This is a genomic window from Brochothrix campestris (genome assembly GCF_046058945.1).
GTDB lineage: Bacteria > Bacillota > Bacilli > Lactobacillales > Listeriaceae > Brochothrix > Brochothrix campestris.
On the sequence record NZ_CP175511.1, the window covers coordinates 255,989 to 273,827 of the forward strand.

Annotated in this window: 19 protein-coding genes and 1 tRNA gene; 14 read left to right on the forward strand and 6 right to left on the reverse strand. The window is 39.4% G+C overall.

What is annotated here, in order from left to right:
* Window positions 1–50: 50 nt before the first annotated feature.
* A complete protein-coding gene (gene clpP, locus ACJYYY_RS01255; protein ID WP_035314342.1) occupies window positions 51–644 on the reverse strand; it encodes an ATP-dependent Clp endopeptidase proteolytic subunit ClpP in 594 nt (197 codons plus the stop codon).
* 256 nt (window positions 645–900) lie between these two features.
* Between clpP and treC the strand changes: the two genes are divergently transcribed.
* From treC to ACJYYY_RS01270, 3 genes are all read left to right on the forward strand, one after another.
* Window positions 901–2,571, forward strand: a complete 1,671-nt coding sequence (treC, locus tag ACJYYY_RS01260; protein ID WP_408869016.1) for an alpha,alpha-phosphotrehalase — start codon at window positions 901–903, stop codon at window positions 2,569–2,571.
* A gap of 12 nt (window positions 2,572–2,583) precedes the next feature.
* Window positions 2,584–3,306, forward strand: coding sequence for a trehalose operon repressor (treR, locus tag ACJYYY_RS01265; protein WP_035314340.1), 723 nt, complete (start codon window positions 2,584–2,586; stop codon window positions 3,304–3,306).
* Window positions 3,307–3,373: 67 nt separating this feature from the next.
* Window positions 3,374–3,445, forward strand: a tRNA-Arg gene (locus ACJYYY_RS01270).
* 63 nt (window positions 3,446–3,508) lie between these two features.
* Here ACJYYY_RS01270 and ACJYYY_RS01275 read toward each other — a convergent pair.
* The gene (locus ACJYYY_RS01275) at window positions 3,509–3,745 is read right to left on the reverse strand and encodes a hypothetical protein (RefSeq protein WP_035314338.1); all 237 of its coding nucleotides are present in this window, start codon (window positions 3,743–3,745) and stop codon (window positions 3,509–3,511) included.
* Between the two features lie 292 nt (window positions 3,746–4,037).
* Between ACJYYY_RS01275 and ACJYYY_RS01280 the strand changes: the two genes are divergently transcribed.
* The 8 genes from ACJYYY_RS01280 to ACJYYY_RS01315 all read left to right on the forward strand — a co-directional run bounded on the left by ACJYYY_RS01280 (window position 4,038) and on the right by ACJYYY_RS01315 (window position 12,669).
* Window positions 4,038–5,063, forward strand: coding sequence for a sugar-binding transcriptional regulator (locus ACJYYY_RS01280; RefSeq protein WP_035314336.1), 1,026 nt, complete (start codon window positions 4,038–4,040; stop codon window positions 5,061–5,063).
* 47 nt (window positions 5,064–5,110) lie between these two features.
* On the forward strand, window positions 5,111–6,127 hold the full coding sequence (gene gap / locus ACJYYY_RS01285; protein ID WP_035314334.1) for a type I glyceraldehyde-3-phosphate dehydrogenase: 1,017 nt from the start codon (window positions 5,111–5,113) through the stop codon (window positions 6,125–6,127).
* 119 nt (window positions 6,128–6,246) lie between these two features.
* The gene (locus ACJYYY_RS01290) at window positions 6,247–7,428 is read left to right on the forward strand and encodes a phosphoglycerate kinase (protein ID WP_035314332.1); all 1,182 of its coding nucleotides are present in this window, start codon (window positions 6,247–6,249) and stop codon (window positions 7,426–7,428) included.
* 34 nt (window positions 7,429–7,462) lie between these two features.
* A complete protein-coding gene (gene tpiA / locus ACJYYY_RS01295; protein WP_035314331.1) occupies window positions 7,463–8,218 on the forward strand; it encodes a triose-phosphate isomerase in 756 nt (251 codons plus the stop codon).
* A complete protein-coding gene (gpmI, locus tag ACJYYY_RS01300) occupies window positions 8,218–9,747 on the forward strand; it encodes a 2,3-bisphosphoglycerate-independent phosphoglycerate mutase (RefSeq protein WP_035314329.1) in 1,530 nt (509 codons plus the stop codon). The genes tpiA and gpmI overlap by 1 nt, the downstream gene beginning before the upstream one ends.
* 87 nt (window positions 9,748–9,834) lie before the next feature.
* Complete coding sequence (gene eno, locus ACJYYY_RS01305) at window positions 9,835–11,133, forward strand: phosphopyruvate hydratase (RefSeq protein ID WP_035314327.1); 1,299 nt, start codon at window positions 9,835–9,837, stop codon at window positions 11,131–11,133.
* Between the two features lie 396 nt (window positions 11,134–11,529).
* Entirely contained in the window at window positions 11,530–11,940 is a 411-nt protein-coding gene (spx, locus tag ACJYYY_RS01310) for a transcriptional regulator Spx (RefSeq protein WP_035314325.1), read from the forward strand.
* Between the two features lie 72 nt (window positions 11,941–12,012).
* Window positions 12,013–12,669: a hypothetical protein gene (locus tag ACJYYY_RS01315; protein WP_035314323.1), complete on the forward strand. Its 657-nt coding sequence runs from the start codon at window positions 12,013–12,015 to the stop codon at window positions 12,667–12,669.
* 13 nt (window positions 12,670–12,682) lie between these two features.
* Here the strand turns inward: ACJYYY_RS01315 and ybaK are convergent, their stop codons facing one another.
* Genes ybaK through ACJYYY_RS01330 form a run of 3 tightly spaced genes read right to left on the reverse strand, consistent with a single transcriptional unit; the run spans window position 12,683 to window position 13,786 of the window.
* Window positions 12,683–13,174: a Cys-tRNA(Pro) deacylase gene (gene ybaK / locus ACJYYY_RS01320; protein ID WP_408869017.1), complete on the reverse strand. Its 492-nt coding sequence runs from the start codon at window positions 13,172–13,174 to the stop codon at window positions 12,683–12,685.
* 14 nt (window positions 13,175–13,188) lie between these two features.
* Window positions 13,189–13,437, reverse strand: a complete 249-nt coding sequence (locus ACJYYY_RS01325; RefSeq protein ID WP_035314322.1) for a DUF1450 domain-containing protein — start codon at window positions 13,435–13,437, stop codon at window positions 13,189–13,191.
* 1 nt (window position 13,438) lies between these two features.
* Window positions 13,439–13,786 carry a YuzD family protein gene (locus tag ACJYYY_RS01330; RefSeq protein WP_408869018.1) on the reverse strand — a complete coding sequence of 116 codons (348 nt, stop codon included), beginning with the start codon at window positions 13,784–13,786 and terminating at the stop codon, window positions 13,439–13,441.
* A 199-nt stretch (window positions 13,787–13,985) separates the two neighbouring features.
* Here ACJYYY_RS01330 and ACJYYY_RS01335 point away from each other — a divergent pair, with 199 nt between their 5' ends.
* The gene (locus ACJYYY_RS01335; protein WP_156921151.1) at window positions 13,986–14,228 is read left to right on the forward strand and encodes a NifU family protein; all 243 of its coding nucleotides are present in this window, start codon (window positions 13,986–13,988) and stop codon (window positions 14,226–14,228) included.
* Between the two features lie 20 nt (window positions 14,229–14,248).
* Window positions 14,249–14,848: a HesB/IscA family protein gene (locus tag ACJYYY_RS01340; protein ID WP_408869019.1), complete on the forward strand. Its 600-nt coding sequence runs from the start codon at window positions 14,249–14,251 to the stop codon at window positions 14,846–14,848.
* Window positions 14,849–15,144: 296 nt separating this feature from the next.
* Here ACJYYY_RS01340 and ACJYYY_RS01345 read toward each other — a convergent pair whose 3' ends face one another.
* The gene (locus ACJYYY_RS01345; protein WP_084038592.1) at window positions 15,145–16,509 is read right to left on the reverse strand and encodes an MATE family efflux transporter; all 1,365 of its coding nucleotides are present in this window, start codon (window positions 16,507–16,509) and stop codon (window positions 15,145–15,147) included.
* Window positions 16,510–16,702: 193 nt separating this feature from the next.
* Here ACJYYY_RS01345 and ACJYYY_RS01350 point away from each other — a divergent pair, with 193 nt between their 5' ends.
* Window positions 16,703–17,797, forward strand: a complete 1,095-nt coding sequence (locus ACJYYY_RS01350) for an AI-2E family transporter (RefSeq protein ID WP_035314319.1) — start codon at window positions 16,703–16,705, stop codon at window positions 17,795–17,797.
* Window positions 17,798–17,839 lie beyond the last annotated feature (42 nt).

A 17,839-nucleotide genomic window follows, 5' to 3' on the forward strand; every position in this document is an offset into this window, starting at 1 on the left:
CCGAACGTCTAGTTCGGTTTTTTGAAAATAGCTAAAAGATGTCTATGTGTTTATTTAAGAGCTTTACTGCTTACGATAATATCGTCAATTAAACCATAGGCTTTAGCTTCTTCAGCAGTCATGAAATTGTCGCGATCAGTATCTTGTTCGATCTTTTCAAGCGGTTGACCGGTGCGTTCTGCGATGATTTTATTTAATTTAGCACGTGTTGCTAAAATATGACGAGCAGCAATTTCAATTTCAGTCGCTTGCCCTTGTGCACCACCTAATGGTTGGTGAATCATGATTTCTGCATTCGGCAAAGCAAAGCGTTTGCCAGGTGCGCCTGCAGTTAATAAGAACGAACCCATCGATGCAGCCATTCCCATTGCCATCGTTTGAACATCGGCTTTGATAAACTGCATCGTATCATAAATAGCCATCCCTGCAGTGACGCTTCCGCCAGGTGAGTTAATGTAAAGGTAAATATCTTTATCAGGATCTTGTGCATCTAAAAAGAGTAATTGTGCAATAATGGAATTGGCAACGTCATCGTTGACCTGGCTTCCGAGCATAATGATGCGGTCTTTAAGTAGGCGTGAGTAAATATCGTAAGAACGTTCGCCACGCGATGTTTGTTCGATCACTGTTGGAATTAAGTTCATAAAAAAGCCCTCCTCTAATTTAACAATCTAATAATTATACTACACGTTAGGTCAATCAAGGTCAATTGAAGTGATTCAATTAAATAATGACGAGAAACACCTAGGAAGCAGCTGTCAGAAAAACAGAGTTCAATCCCTTAATTGCCACGTATGATAGCCTTATTTTACCATATTTTTCAAAAGAGATGTGATAACTCTGTTTGACAAACTTGTATATACAAGTTATTATTGGAGAGAAAGAAAGGTGGGGCTAAAGATGACAATTGAAGAATGGCAATCATATAGCGTGTATCAAATTTATCCAAAGAGTTTTAATGATGCTAACGGTGATGGATTTGGTGATATTGAAGGGATTCGCGAAAAAATCCCTTATTTAAAAAAACTTGGAATTGATATGATTTGGATTACACCGATCCAACCCTCACCACAAAAAGACAACGGCTACGATATATCGGAGTACTGTGCCATTAATCCACAGTACGGCACGCTGTTAGAATTCAAGCAGTTGTTAAACGATCTCCATGAAGTCGGGATTAAACTGATGATGGATATGGTGCTCAACCATACGTCAACCGAACATCAATGGTTTCAAGCGGCTAAGCAATCACGAAGTCATCCGTACCATGATTATTACATATGGCAAGAAGGCACACCTGCGCAACCGCCAACGAATTGGCAGTCTAAATTCGGCGGCAGTAGTTGGGGTTATAATGAAGCGACAGCGGAATATTATTTGCATTTATTTGATACGACCCAGGCCGATTTGAATTGGCGAAATCCAAGTGTTCGCGCAGAAATAAAAAAAATACTGCGTTTTTGGGCCGAACTTGGCGTTGATGGATTTCGATTAGATGTTATTAATTTGATTTCTAAGCCGACGCTCTTTCTTAATGATGATGAAGGTGATGGTCGTCGTTTTTATACAGATGGTAAACAAGTAGAGTCCTATTTAAAAGAATTAAATGAAGAAATTTTCAGTCCTTATGGTATCCTTACGGTTGGTGAAATGTCATCGACCTCAATGGCCGCTTGTATTGAATACACTAAACCAGCTAATAACGAGTTAAGTATGACCTTTAATTTCCACCATTTAAAGGTCGATTATCGAGATGGTGATAAATGGCAGCTGATGCCAATGAATATAAGTGCGTTGAAAGCGTTGTTGAGTGATTGGCAAAGAGGGATGCAAGCAAAGGGTGGCTGGAACGCATTGTTTTGGTGCAACCATGATCAACCACGGATAGTGTCACGTTATGGTAATGACTCAGATGAATACAGGGAACTATCTGCTAAAATGTTAGCGCTTGTTTTGCATGGACTACAAGGGACACCTTATATATATCAAGGTGAAGAAATCGGAATGACGAATCCAGATTGGCACGCAATTGATGAGTTTGAAGACGTAGAAACGTTGAATCAATTTGAGCTAATTCAACAAAAAGGACAGACAGCAGACGAAGCCTTTGCAGCCGTCAGCGCTCGCTCGCGTGATAATGGTCGCACGCCAGTACAATGGGACGCCAGTCAACAGGCTGGATTCACAACAGGTAAACCATGGTTGAAAATTGCGAGTAATTATACTAAGATAAACGTAGCAGAATGCTTAAGTCGAGCGGATTCAATCTTTTACTTTTATCAAAAATTAATTGCGTTACGAAAGGTAGAAGCAACGCTCATTACAGGGCAATTCAGGCGGTATGATCGTCCCGAAGAAGGTGTGTTTGCGTACGATCGTATTGCTGGGGATGAGGTTATTCGTGTCGTAGCGAATTTCACTGATCAACCCGTTGTGTTTGAATGGGCGACACCTATCCATTTGGCTGAAACATTACTGACAAACTATGAAGGAGACGCTACAAACGATCAAACGAAACTAACCTTAAGACCATATGAAAGCATCATGTGGAAAGGAACTGTAGTTGTCTAAGTGGGGAAACGAATGGCGAGTCAAAATAAGTTTATGAAAATTTACGAAGAACTAGCACAAGCGATTGATGAAAAAAAATATCGTGTTGGTGAACCACTCCGTAGTGAAAATGATTTAGCTGAGCAATATAACGTTTCGCGTGAAACAGTACGTAAGGCGCTTCGACGTTTGCGAGAAACCGGTTATATTCAAAAACAACAGGGTAAAGGGTCGATTGTATTAGATCAAACGCGGTTTGATTTTCCTGTATCGGGCTTGACGAGTTTTAAAGAATTGATGACAGTGAAAGCAAAAGCGACCACAACGAAGGTCATCCGCAATGAAGAACAAGTATTGCCACTCGAAATTTCGAAGCGACTAGGTATGCGCTCTGATACACCGGTCATTCACTTGACACGTGTGCGGTTTATCGATGATGAAGCTGTTATTATCGATGATGATTATTTAGCAAAAGAATTTGTAGCTGAGATGCCAACAAAACGGGCCGAAGATTCGATCTATGATTATATGGAAAAGGACCTCGGTTTGACGATTGATTTTGCCCATAAACAATACACAGTCGAACCAGTGACGCTCGAAGATCAACAGTTATTAGATCTTCATGGTGATACACATGTTGTTGTTGTAAGAAGTGATGTTCATCTTGAAAACACCGCTTTTATTCAATATACGATTTCACGACATCGTTTGGATAAGTTCCGCTTTGTCGATTTTGCCCGCCGTCAAAATAAATAAGGTTGACAATAACGTCTGTGATAGCTACAATTACAAGTGTGTTCGTTTTAGAACAGACTTGTTTTTTGCCCTTGTAGTATAATGGATAGAACATAAGATTCCGGTTCTTAAGATGGGGGTTCGATTCCCCCCGAGGGCATCTAATACAAAAAAGGTGACCTATGCGATTGTTAGTTGCGTAGGTCACCTTTTTTGTATGCTATTAGCGTTTCTTTTTGTTAGTGCTCTCCTGTGCGATGGTGCTCGTTTGTTGCTCGGCTTCTTTTTTACGTTTTTCTTGCAAAATACGATACTTGCTAATATCCATTAAAATCATCAACAACAACACACCAGCGACAATCATCACTAAACTTTTGTCTATTTTTTGATCGCTCATTAAGCTTAAGATGAGCGCGAGTATTGGTAGAATGTAATACCACCCTTTTTTTAACCAATTCATGAAACAACCTCCTTGTACGAATTCATTACTTCTATAGTAACACGCGTTAAAAAGGATGTCATATTTTAGCGTGCTATCTATCGAACTAGGCTATCAAATAAATAGGAGAAGAGTAAGGTTTTTAAATATGAGTTTATTTAAACAATATAGTTGAAAAAGAAACGGAAATCTGTTACTATAAGAGTGTAAGTTAGTATTGCTTAGACAGTACGAAATATTTTTTTTTGAGTTAGCGGGACAAAAAAATGACCGCTGGGTCAAAAAACGTCCAGACAGTGAGGGATGTCAGATTATGCAAGAATTGTTGAAAGTTCAAAAACGATTAGTACCCGACATTTTCATTGTTATGCAAAAACGGTATCGGATTTTACGTTCGATTTATTTTGCACAACCGATCGGTCGGCGTGCCTTAGCGGAAATGCTAGGAATGTCAGAACGAGTATTGCGTACTGAGGTAGCTTTTTTGAAAGACCGACAATTAATCACAATGACTTCCGCTGGAATGTCGATAACAGAAATTGGTAAAACTGTGTATCATGAGTTGATTACAGTTATCGATGAAACATCTGAAATTAGACAGTTGGAAGATGCATTAGCGCAAAAGCTAAGCATCGCTCACGTGGTTATTGTACAAGGAGATAGTGATGTTGCCGCTTGGGTGAAACAAGATCTCTGTCGTGCGATGATTACAGCCCTGGACAAAGTGCTGATTGATGGCGACGTAATTGCCGTTAACGGTGGTACAACAATGGCTGAAATTGCCGGCATTGCGCCAGCTAATTTCGCCAACGGGCGTGATTTATTATTTGTGCCTGCCCGTGGAGGCTTAGGTGAAGAGTTAAGTAACCAAGCCAATACAATCTGCTCACGCTTGGCAGAAAAAACCGGTACACGTCACCGTGCACTCTATGTGCCCGAACAAGTGACGGAATCAACTTATCGCTCTTTACTTGCAGAACCAACTGTACGTGACACACTTAATTTGCTACAATCGGCAAACGCAGTGTTGCATGGAATTGGCGATGCAGTGACAATGACGCAAAGACGGCATACCGATACAAACACCCTCGAAATTATCAAAGAAAAGCAAGCCGTAGGTGAAGCTTTTGGTTATTATTTTGATGAAAACGGGAATGTAGTGTATCAGGTGCCAACAATCGGTTTACAGCTTGGAGAGCTCGCAAATATCCCTCACGTCTTTATTGGTGCAGGTGGTAAGTCCAAAGCTAAGGCGATTGCATCATTCGTCAAACATGCCCCTCATCATGCGATATTATTCACAGATGAGGGTGCAGCACATAAGCTTTTAGAAGGCTAACCCTTTTAAAATATAGAACTTTCAATTATTGAAGGAGGAATTTACTCATGACAGTAAAAGTAGGTATTAATGGATTCGGACGTATTGGTCGTTTAGCGTTCCGTCGTATGCAAAACGTAGAAGGTTTGGAAGTTGTAGCAATCAACGACTTAACTGATGCTTCACAATTAGCACATTTATTAAAATATGATACAACACAAGGTCGTTTCGACGGCGAAGTTGAAGTACACGAAGGTTTCTTCAACGTTAACGGTAAAAAATTAGTTGTTTCTGCTCAACCAGACCCAGCTAAAATCCCTTGGGGCGAATTAGGCGTAGACATCGTTCTTGAATGTACTGGTTTCTTCACTACTCAAGAAAAAGCTGAATTACACTTACAAGGTGGCGCTAAAAAAGTTGTTATCTCTGCACCTGCATCAGGTAACATGAAAACAATCGTTTACAACGTTAACCATAACGAATTAGACGGTTCTGAAACAGTTATCTCTGGTGCTTCATGTACTACTAACTGTTTAGCTCCTATGGCTAAAGCGTTACAAGATAACTTTGGTATCACTTCTGGTTTAATGACAACTATCCACGCTTACACAGGTGACCAAAACACATTAGATGCTCCAAACCGTAACGGTGACTTACGTCGTGCACGTGCTGCTGCAGCTAACATTGTTCCAAACACTACTGGTGCTGCTAAAGCTATCGGCCTTGTATTACCAGAATTAGTTGGTAAATTAGACGGTGCTGCTCAACGTGTTCCAGTTCCAACTGGTTCATTAACTGAATTAGTAACTGTTTTAGACAAAAAAGTTTCTGTTGAAGAAGTTAACGCTGCAATGAAAGCTTACTCTGATTCAATTCCTGAAACTTTCGGTTACACAAATGACCCAATCGTTTCTTCTGATATCGTAGGTATTAACTATGGTTCATTATTTGATGAAACTCAAACTAAAGTTATGACTGTTGGCGATACTCAATTAGTTAAAACTGTAGCTTGGTACGATAACGAAATGTCTTACACTTCTCAATTAGTTCGTACATTAGCTTACTTTGCTAAATTAGCTAAATAATAAACTGTTGTAAAACAGCGACATTTTCATAAGAAATGAATAATAGCGGAAACGAGAGTTTCCGCTATTGTTCAATAATCGTTTAAACGATTAACTAATTATTCTGGAGGCTATGACATATGAACAAAAAATCAATTCGTGATATCGATGTTAAAGGCAAAGTTGTCTTTACTCGTGTCGACTTTAACGTGCCACTTAAAGATGGCGTCATTACTGACGATACTCGTATTCGTGCAGCATTACCAACAATCAAATTTTTAGCAGAAAATGGTGCTAAAGTTTTATTAGCAAGTCACTTAGGTCGTCCTAACGGCGAAGTTGTTGAAGAATTACGCTTAAACGCACCCGCAAAACGTTTAGCTGATTTATTAGGCAAAGAAGTGAAAAAAGTAGATGAAGCTTATGGTGCTAATGTTAAAGCTGAAATCGATGCGATGACTGATGGCGATATTTTAGTTCTTGAAAACGTTCGTTTCTATCCAGGTGAAACTAAAAACGATCCAGAATTAGCAAAAGAATTTGCTGCTTTAGCAGATATCTTTGTTAATGATGCATTTGGTGCTGCTCACCGTGCGCATGCTTCAACAACAGGTATTGCACATGAAATCCCAGCTGTTGCCGGCTTCTTAATGGAAAAAGAATTAGAAGTATTAGGTAAAGCAATGGAAAACCCAGAACGCCCATTCACAGCTATTATCGGTGGTGCAAAAGTTAAAGATAAAATCGGCGTAATTGAAAACTTACTCGACAAAGTCGATAACTTAATCATCGGTGGTGGTTTAGCATACACATTTGCTAAAGCACGTGGCCTTGAAATTGGTAAATCATTACTTGAAGCAGACAAACAAGAACTTGCACTGTCTTTCCTTAAGAAAGCAGAAGAAAAAGGTGTTAACTTCTTACAACCAGTTGATGCTGTTGTCGCAGATGGTTTTGGCGAAGACGTACCGCGTAAAGTGGTACCAATTACTGAAATTCCGTCTGACTGGGAAGCACTTGATATTGGACCAAAAACAGTTGAATTATACAGCAAAGTAATTGCTGAATCTAAACTTGTTATTTGGAACGGACCAATGGGTGTGTTTGAATTAAACGCATTCGCTAACGGTACTAAAGGTGTGGCCCAAGCATTAGCTGATTCTGATGCTTACTCAATTATCGGTGGTGGGGATTCTGCAGCAGCAGCTGAAAAATTCAACCTTGCTGATCAAATGAGCCACATTTCAACTGGTGGTGGTGCTTCACTTGAGTTTATCGAAGGCAAAGTATTACCAGGCGTTGAAGCGTTAGATAACAAATAATAAAAATTAGTTTCGTTGAAAGGGAGTTTTATTAATGCGTAAACCAATTATTGCAGGAAACTGGAAAATGAACAAAACAGCTGCTACAGCTGCTGAGTTTATCGAAAGTGTAAAAAACAAAGTACCATCACATACTGAAATTGATTCAGTTGTTGCTGCACCAGCACTATTCTTACAAGAAGTTAGTCGTTTAGTTGAAGGTACAGAATTACGTATCTCTGCTCAAAACTGCTACTCTGAAGATACTGGCGCATTCACAGGTGAAAACAGCCCATTTGCTATCGCTGATTTAGGTGTTAACTATGTTGTTATCGGTCACTCTGAACGTCGTGAGTACTTCAACGAAACAGACGAAGATATCAATAAAAAAGCACACGCGATTTTCAAACATGGCATGACACCAATCATCTGCTGTGGTGAAACATTAGAACAACGCGAAGCTGGTATTACTAACGAATTCGTTGGTGGCCAAATTAAAGCAGCTTTAACTGGTCTTTCTGAAGAACAAGTTAAACAAGCTGTTCTTGCTTACGAACCAATCTGGGCAATCGGAACTGGTAAATCATCAACTGCTGAATTAGCAAACGAAACATGTGCTGCTATTCGTGAAGTTGTTGCATCTGCTGTTTCTGCAGAAGCTGCAGAAGCTGTTCGTATTCAATACGGTGGTTCTGTTAAACCAGAAAACATTGCATCATACATGGCTCAAAGCGACATTGATGGCGCTTTAGTTGGTGGAGCGAGCTTAGAAGCTGAATCATTCTTAGCCTTATTAGAAGGTGCAAAATAATGACTAAAGCCCCTGTTGCAATTATCATTTTAGATGGCCTCGGTTTACGCGATGAAACTGTCGGAAACGCAGTTGCCTTAGCGAAAAAACCAAACCTCGATCGTTATATGGCTGAGTTTCCACATGGTCAACTGAAAGCTGCTGGCTTAGATGTTGGTCTGCCTGAAGGTCAAATGGGGAATTCTGAAGTTGGTCATACAAACATCGGTGCAGGTCGTATTGTGTATCAATCGTTAACACGTATCGACAAAGCAATCACTGATGGCGAGTTCCAAACGAACCCGGTCTTAAATGGTGCTTATACACATACGAAAGACAACGATTCAAATTTACATTTGTTTGGTCTCTTGTCTGATGGTGGTGTGCATAGTCACATTAACCACCTGCTTTCACTGTTAGAAACAGCGAAAGAACAAGGCGTTAAACACACGTATCTCCACCTGTTTACAGATGGACGTGACGTCGCACCTCGTTCAGCCTTAGGTTACATTGACACAGTTAATGCTAAGATTGCTGAACTTGGATACGGCGAAATTGCTACAATTTCTGGTCGCTTCTACGCTATGGACCGTGATAAACGTTGGGAACGTGTTGAAAAAGCATACAACGCTATCACAAATGGGACTGGCGCAACAGCAGCATCCGCAAAAGAAGCAGTTGAAGCTTCTTATGCTGCTGGGAAGAATGATGAATTTGTCGTGCCAACTGTCATCACTAAAGATGGTCAACCAGTTGCAACCGTTAACGATAACGACGCTGTTATTTTCTTTAACTTCCGTCCTGATCGTGCCATCCAATTATCAAATGCGTTCACTGATAAAGAATGGGAATTCTTTGACCGTGACAACCATGTTGAGAACTTGAAATACGTAACAATGACACTTTATAACCCAAGTATTGATGCAGAAGTTGCTTTTGCACCAATGCCAATGACAAATGTGATTGGTGAAGTGTTATCCAATGAGGGGTTAGCTCAGTTACGTATTGCAGAAACAGAGAAATACCCACACGTTACCTTCTTTATGAACGGTGGACGTAATGAAGAGTTTCCGGGCGAAAGTCGTATTTTAATCAACTCGCCAAAAGTTGAAACATACGATTTACAACCAGAAATGAGTGCTTATGAAGTGGCTGATGCGCTCGTAGCAGACATCGAAGCAGATAAGCATGATGCAATCATCTTGAACTTTGCCAATCCAGATATGGTTGGACATTCAGGTATGGTAGAACCAACAATTAAAGCAATTGAAGCTGTTGATGAAAACTTAGGTCGTGTCGTTGATGCAATTCTTGCTAAAGGTGGAGCTGCAATTATCTTCGCTGATCACGGGAATTCAGAAACAATGACGACACCAGAGGGCGAACCGCATACCGCTCATACAACAGTGCCAGTGCCAGTAATTGTAACTAAAAAAGGTGTAACATTACGTGAAGGCGGTCGCTTAGCGGATGTCGCTCCAACAATGTTAGATTTACTAAACATTAAAAAACCAGTTGAAATGACTGGTGAATCATTAATTATTAAATAAAAACTCGTCACTTTACTTTGTTTTTTCCGAAAAACAGGGTAAAATAAGTGATGGAAATAACTTAACTTAAAAGGAGAGAATTATAATATGTCAGCAATTATCGATGTATACGCACGCGAAGTCTTAGACTCACGTGGTAACCCAACAGTAGAAGTAGAAGTATTTACAGAAGATGGTGGCTTTGGTCGCGGAATCGTTCCTTCAGGAGCATCAACTGGTGAATACGAAGCAGTAGAATTACGCGATGGCGATAAAGCACGTTACTTAGGTAAAGGTGTTCTTAAAGCAGTAGCAAACGTTAACACAATCATCTCTGAAAAAGTTATCGGTATGGAAGTAACTGATCAACCAGCAATCGATAAATTAATGATCGATTTAGATGGTACTAAAAACAAAGGTAACCTTGGAGCAAACGCTATTTTAGGTGTTTCTATCGCAGCAGCTCGTGCAGCAGCAGACGAATTAGGCGTACCACTTTACAAATACTTCGGCGGAACAAACGGTAAAGTATTACCAGTTCCAATGATGAACATCATCAATGGTGGTTCACATGCTGATAACAGCATCGACTTCCAAGAATTCATGATTATGCCAGTTGGCGCTCCTTCTTTCAAAGAAGGTCTACGTATGGGTGCAGAAGTATTCCACGCGTTAGCTAAAATCTTGAAAGCTAAAGGCTTAGCTACTTCTGTAGGTGACGAAGGTGGTTTCGCTCCTAACCTTGGTTCAAACGAAGAAGGATTTGAAGTTATCATTGAAGCAATCGAAGCTGCTGGTTACAAACCAGGCGAAGATGTTTTACTTGCAATGGATGCTGCTTCTTCTGAATTCTACGATAAAGAAAAAGGTGTTTACGTATTAGCTGATTCTGGTGAAGGCGAAAAAACAACTGCAGAAATGATCGAGCTTTACAAAAACTTATGTGCTAAATACCCAATCGTATCTATCGAAGATGGTCTTGACGAAAATGACTGGGCTGGATTTAAAGAATTAACTGTTGCTTTAGGTGATACAGTTCAATTAGTTGGTGATGATTTATTCGTTACTAACACTGAAAAATTAGCTGAAGGTATTGAAAAAGGCATCGCTAACTCAATCCTTATCAAAGTTAACCAAATCGGTACTTTAACAGAAACATTTGACGCGATTGAAATGGCTAAACGCGCTGGTTACACTGCTGTTATCTCTCACCGTTCTGGTGAAACAGAAGATGCAACAATCGCTGATATCGCTGTTGCATTAAACGCTGGTCAAATCAAAACTGGTTCATTATCACGTACTGACCGTATTGCAAAATACAACCAATTATTACGTATCGAAGATGAATTAGATGAATTAGCTGAATACCACGGTAAAGCTACATTCTACAACATCAAAGCTAAATAATTTTTGAAAATGAGAACTGCTACTCCCGCAAGGGTAGCAGTTTTTTTGTTTTTAAAGAGAAGGATGTCTCAATTTTTTGATAGCAATCATCATAAAATGAAACGTGGGCAACAATAGTCAATTATGATTGTTTTTATGTTAGGAAAAGGCTATTCTAGCCTGCCTAGCGCCATCGCGAAGTTGATTAACTTAATTCCGAGTGTTTGAGTAAGAAATATTGTTGGACATCTAGACAAGTAGTCGATAAGGAGGTATAATTAGGTCTAAGAGATACTTGAATTCATATAAAATCAAAGCCAGAACTATAAAATGTTTAATTTTTCCATATATCGGGAAATAAATATAAAGTCTTGGTTGTATCTCAAAGCCTTTTAAAATCGAAAGGGGTCCTGGAATATGGTAACAATCTATACTACTCCGAGTTGTACATCTTGTCGTAAAGCAGTTGCTTGGTTGAAAGAGCATAATATTCCATTTAAAGAACAAAACTTATTTAAACAAAAATTAACACGTGATCAATTAAAAGAAATTTTGAGCCTGTCTGAAAATGGAACAGATGATGTGATTTCGCAAAAATCTAAAGCCTTTCAACATGTAAAAAAAGATATTGATAACTATACATTGGATGAGCTATTCACTTTGATGATTGAAAATCCAACCATTATGAAACGTCCTATTTTAATCGATGAAAAACGATTAGAAGTAGGCTTTAACCAAGAAGATATCCGTAGTTTCTTACCACGTAAAGTGAGAAATTATGAATTATCTGCATTACAAGCTAAACTTAATCTTGAAGAAGCAATTTAATAGGTGGAAACTTGTAATCAAACAGACGTTGCCTATGTGCGACGTCTGTTTATTTATAAGGGGGAGAACAACGTGAGCTACATTGCAGAAGGTGTGAATCTGTTTGTAAGGGATCATACTTTGTATTTCAATAAAGATGAAAAACTATATCGTAAAACTCGACTAACCGCAGTCGAGGAAATAGCTGAGGAGGCCTACATTACGGCTAAATTTGGTGAAGCTTGGATGAGTGTGTTAGAACTGATTGAAAAGCATCAAGAAAATTGGCTCGATGTGCCGGCATTGCTTTTTAATGAAACTTTGTTAATCACGCTCCCTTTTCCGACAAGTGTGATTTATCATTTTAGTAGGGCTGGTGTGTTAATAAAGACACACCATTTATCAGCAGCTATCTCTGCCTTTGATTTAGATAAAGTCTCACATGAATTGATTACATTAAGTGACGATGGCAGTCTCCTCCGCAAGTATTTATATCGTGACGACCAACTTATGCTAAACGACGAGCAACAATTGAATAAGCAGTATACTCAGATGTGTTGCTCTGACAAAGGGATTTTATTAGTTGATACATCAGAACAAAAAACGATTTGTTTTGAAGATGGGTGTGAACGGGAGTGGCTGCATTTTTCAACGAAGGTATTTGATGTTGTGAATGTTAGTTCGAACGAATATGTTGGGTTGATGATGGATGGACTTTATTTATTAGACATAGAAAAAACGAACCGTTAGGCGGTTCGTTTTTTCATTTTGATTCCTGTTCAATTAGGTTAGCAAAGGTCGCGTTAGTGGCATCTTTAAGATCAGTACCCGCTAAAATGATTTGCATGCCACGTTTACCCGCGGATATCGCTAATTCACTCAATTCAAGACCTTGTTCATGGAGATAAGTTGGATAGTGTTTTTTCATCGCCAATGGTGAGCAGCCACCGCGGATGTATCCGGTAGCAGGTAGTAATTCTTTGATGTCTAACATATCCACACGTTTGTTTTGACTAATACGAGCGAGTTTTTTTAAATCGATTTTTTCTTTAGCGGGAATACAGGCAACTAATAGACCAGTTTTATCACCTTTTAAGACGAGTGTTTTATAAACAGTGGAAGCATTCATTCCGATTGACTCGCTTGCATGAGAGGCATCAAGGTGTTCAGGATCCCAAGCATAGGTTGTTATATCATAAGCGATGTTTAATTTATCGAGTTCTCGCATCGCATTTGTTTTTTTTATTTTTGCCATCTTTCAGCCGTCCTTTACTCTGCTTTTTCAAGATAATCTTCATCATATAAATAGGTGTAAATATTATGAATCAATTCATCCGGCGTATTGCCACGAATCACTTCACCTTCAACTAAGGCATAAGGTGAGGTCGCACAAGTGTCACAATAGGTTAGGCAGTCATAGCTAACGACGTCAAGACGGTCGTCATTTTCCAGCTCTTTAAGTGCTTGTTCTGAGCCAGATAGTAAGTTGTTGACACAGAATTCAATCAATGGGTTCATTTTAAATCACTTTCTCTTTCTTTTGAGAGACAGGTATATAGCCTAGCGTTTCTAAATAGGAGTAGACTTTTTTTAATCGTGGTTGTCCTTCTGCTAAGATGATTTGATTTGCGACGACAACCGGATAAAATAGTTCATCTTCAATAATTTGATGCACCATAGCGAGATGTTGTTCATCTTCTGGAGGGGAAAAAATATCGATGTAGGTCACTGTGCAAGCTTGATTTGGAAAATGACGTGATAAGGCAGCACGCAACCATTCTTCGGTATCCTTCGAGGAAGGCATATTCACACAGCTAGGACACAAAATCTCAGCACCATAAATAAAAAGTTCGACTGTTTTTTTCATACAACTGTCTCCTTTATTAGGATTTACCCTTATTTTAAGTCATAAAAATGAAATTTACCATTATTAGGCTTGAATCATCTAGTTTCAAATCTCGCTTTTTGATGTTAAAAACTTTATAATGAAAAGAGTAAAGTATGTTGCGTAGTGACATCATGAAACTTAATGATAGTGATTTGTGATAATAAAAGGCGAAAGGTAGGTGGGCAAAGTGAATCAAGATGAGCAACGCGAAATTGAACGAACGCTCGATAAATTGCGCCCTTATTTGCTCAAAGACGGTGGAAACTGCGAACTTGTAGGATATACAGACGGTATTGTAGAAATACGATTGTTAGGCGCTTGCGCAACCTGTCCGAGTTCAGATTTCACATTGACTGCGAGTATTGAACAACGGTTATTGGACACATTACCTTACATTAAAGGTGTAAAACAAGTTTTTTAAGATTATGAGGAGGTTGGATGATGACAGAACGAATGGTTAACTTTACGGAAAAAGCACAGGCTGAAATTAAAGAGGCGATGCAAAAAAACGAGTTAGAAGGATATGCTTTTAATTTATATTTAGAGCGTAATGAATACGGTGGTATGAATTATGGGATGCAATTAACGGAAGAAAAACAGGCAGATGATATTGAAGAATTTTTTGATGGATTTACCTCGTTGATTCGTAAAGAAGATGTACCATTACTGACTGGAACAACTGTCGATTATGGCATCCAACATGGCAATGAAGGGTTTATCATCGATAATCCTAATGTGCAACAACAATCAGGTTGTGGATGTGGTGGACATGGACATAAACATGAGCACACAGACGAAGCAGGTTGTGGATGTGGCGGACATGGACATAAACATGAGCACACAGACGAAGCAGGTTGTGGATGTGGCGGACATGGACATAAACATGAGCACACAGACGAAGCAGGTTGTGGTTGTGGCGGACAAAAACATAAACATGAGCACCAACATGATTCATCAGAACAGGGAACAGTGAAAACCTGTAAATGTGGTCGTAAAGATGGTTCTCATCCGGATGCAGAGTGTCAATGTCAAAAAGCATAAATAAAAAAGGGTTTCTCCTAGTTTGAGGAGAAACCCTTTCAGATTGTAGACAAAGTCTAAAGAGACTTCATTTTCTTTCGAATGCTATTACAGTGACTTTGTTTACGAGATGATAAGACTGAATAGAAATGTTGTTATAGTAGGAAACACGAGCCTTTGAGGTGAGTGTACAGATGGTACTCGACTCCGCTAAGGAGAGGCATTGACGACCTAGAACAGCGTTTATCTTCTGTCTGAAAGGGTTTCTCCTAGTTTGAGGAGAAACCCTTTTTCGATACAACGAGTAATCGAACCTGCTATAAAATACGTTTAAGTGCCCATACTTTTGAGCGCCAGCGATAGGCCATTAAGCCACCACGAATACCTTCGTCAATAATATAAGCAATCCAAATGCCAGCTAAGCCGATTTGCAACGGTACACTTAAGACATAAGCAAAAGGGAGGCTGACGAGCCACATAATAATTAAGCCGACGATGAAAGGAAAGCGTACATCGCCTGTCGCATTTAAAGAGTTAATTAAAATAATATTGGTTGCGCGAATCGTTTCTAAGACTAACCCAAGTAAAAAGAGGTTCTTCGAGAGGGCAATCACCTCAGGGTCTGAGGTGAAGAAACTCATTAATGGTGCTGAGAAGACGTATAAAAGAAAACTACCAAACAATGAGAGACCTGTACCGATGAGCCAGCCGTGCCAACCTTGACGATACGCTTGGTCAGGGTTGCGTGCTCCGACTTGATGACCGATTAAAATTTGAGTGGCTTGGCCGATTGAAATCGGCAATAAGATGACGAATTGGGTGATGCTTGAAACATATACTTTCGTAGTTAGAGCTGTTGAACCAAGCACCGCGATAATTGAGGTGATGATAATTTGTGATCCGCTGTATGAAATCGATTCACCAGACGAAGGCAAGCCTAAACGTAAAATGGCGTAACTAAGCTTGTAGGTGAGCGCACGCGCCTTTTTTAGTGTGAAACGGTAACCAACATGACGATTGAGTAAATAGAGCGCTAAGAGCAAACCAATGAAGTTTGCGAGTGCGGTCGCAATGCCGACCCCAGCCATTCCTAAAACAGGAATACCAAAGGGACCAAAGAGAAAGAGGTAATTCCCGATGACATTGAGAATACTTGTGACAACGGGAACGTACATCGCTTGCTTGACAAAACCATGACTTCGTAAAATTGGCAAAATAGCCGATTGGACTGCGATGACAATTGAAGCACCACCCGTCCATTGTAGGAATGGTGTGCCGAGGGCGATTAAATGATCGCTTAAGCCTAGCCAACTTAAAAAATGAGCCGAGAAGAATAAAAACACCAACGTTAAAATAATACCAAGTAGTGCAGCTAAGATTAACCCCGTTGTAATGACATCCGTGATTTCTTTATGACGACGGGCGCCGAGCAGCTGTGAAATTAAAATTTGTAAGCCGACAGAAACAAAGCCGTATATGTAAATCGTTAAGACAATGATTTGATTCGCGACCCCAGCGGCTGTGGCAGCATCATCAGAATAAAAACTCAGTTGAAAAATGTCAATGTTGGTAATGAGCACACGTAAAAATTGTTCAGTGAAGATTGGCCAAGCAAACATAAGCAAGGCGATGGTCATTAATTTATATGAGAGATGACCAGTGAAATCGATTTTTTTTGGCATAAGACCCTCCTTAGGGGTATCGAAAATGATATTTAAAAGCTATTTTTTTATTAGCGGATATCAGTTTGTAATTTTGAGGACGTCTTGTCTTATTATAAACGTCTGGAGGAGAGTTGCAAGTGCTGCTATAGTTAGGATAGAATCTTGTTTTTTGTTATAATGGTGCTATTACATTGATTAAGGAGGAGAAGGTGTGTTTAAAAATTCAAAATTATTTTTTTGGACAGTTGAAATTTTAGCGCTTGCGCTACTTGTCTTTTTATTTACGCAAATGTCCTTTTTATTCGGTCCGATACGAACGTTTATCTCAACAATTTTCATGCCGATGTTATTAGCCGGTTTTATCTTTTACATGTTGAATCCCGTGATTGGACTGTTAGAAAAAATCAAGGTGAAGCGTCTATGGGCAACCTTAATAGTGTTTCTACTATTAATTGCCATCATCATTGTTTTTTCATACATTATCTTTCCGCCACTTGTAAACCAACTGGTGGAACTAGGAAAGGCAATGCCAGGATATTGGACAAAGGCAAACAGTTATTTTGAGCAGGTGCTTGCGAATCCGCGGATTCAACAGTTGGATATTGAAGGCATGTTAAAAGAAGCCAATGTAAACGTGTCTAATGTTGTCAATTCAGTCATTGCAAACATTACGAGTAGTATTTCAGGTATTATTGGAGTGGTAGCAAGTATTACGATTACGATTATTACCGTTCCCTTTATTGTTTTCTTCATGTTTAAAGACGGTCATAAATTCAATGGCAAGGCGGTTAAATTTTTCCCTCGTCGCATACAAGATGAGGTCGGTACGATTTTATCACAGATGAGCCAAACGATTTCGGCCTATATTAGTGGTCAAACGTTGGATTGTTTATGTGTCGGAATCCTCACCTTTGTAGGCTACTTAATTATTGGTCAGCCTTATGCGTTACTATTAGGAATGATTGCCGGTTGTACGAATATTATTCCGTACTTAGGCCCATGGATTGGTTTATTACCCGCCGTTATTGTTGGGATTTTCATTTCACCATGGCAGGCATTAGCCGTTATCATTGTCGTTCTGATTGTGCAACAATTAGACTCAAACGTGATGAATCCACTGATTGTTGGCCGTTCATTAAATGTTCATCCGCTGACGATTATTATTGTCTTGCTTGTTGCGGGCAATCTAGCCGGTTTGATGGGGATGCTTCTAGCAGTCCCGACTTATGCCGTTGCTAAGACAATAGTTGTTAATATTAATAAAATGTGGCGACTCAATCAGGAGGCAAAAATAAAGGCTGAATGATAGAGATGTGTTTGCGATTTATTTATGATAAAATAAAAACGA